The organism is Bacteroides muris (ex Fokt et al. 2023) (genome assembly GCF_024704895.1).
In the GTDB taxonomy this organism is placed as follows: domain Bacteria; phylum Bacteroidota; class Bacteroidia; order Bacteroidales; family Bacteroidaceae; genus Bacteroides; species Bacteroides muris.
The window spans coordinates 1-619 of sequence record NZ_JAMZEE010000114.1; the positions used below are offsets into that span (position 1 = coordinate 1).

Consider the following 619-nt stretch of genomic DNA (forward strand, 5'->3'; position numbering starts at 1 on the left):
TTAAGTACATGACAAAAATTTGAAAACATCGAATTTTGGGGTATAAGTCGGACGCATAAGTATGGTCGAAATCTCTTCCAATCCATATTTGACAAGCGACTTTGCCTTTCTTCCATGTTTCAGAATCCTTATCGCTTTAATATTTATATCTTTATGTTCACCAACGAGATACGCCCATACAAGAGCCACGCAGACCATCGCGACAAGTCTTGCGATGCGCTCCATATCACGCATGTGGGTGTCCTCGATGTTGAAGCCGGAAGATTTCATGGCTCTGAAGGCCGTTTCTATCTCCCATCGCTTTTTGTATGTCAAAATCGCGTCCTCGGGCCGATTGAAGCATATGAGAATCTGCAATTCCGGAACTCCATCGGAGTTTTTGATTCGGCTTCCGGCAAGATAGACATACTCACCTTTGTGAAGAAAGAGCTTATGGAAGAATTTCTCCTGACCGACCTTCAAATCATTGAACAGCCACCAGGCTCGGATTCTCTCGCCTGTGGAAGGTCTGACAATCCAGAAGTTTTGCCTGATGCGGATGTAATACCGTATGCGACGGCTGTTGAGCCATCCTGTCCATTCCTTTCCGATGAACTCGCGGTCTGCCACAAGGCAGTCG

The 619-nt window shown here is 46.0% G+C and carries 1 protein-coding gene; it reads right to left on the bottom strand.

Annotated elements, in window-relative coordinates; translation table 11 throughout:
• The coding region (locus M1B78_RS18485) for an IS4 family transposase (RefSeq protein ID WP_257941499.1) at window positions 1–619 on the bottom strand (619 nt) is incomplete at its 5' end.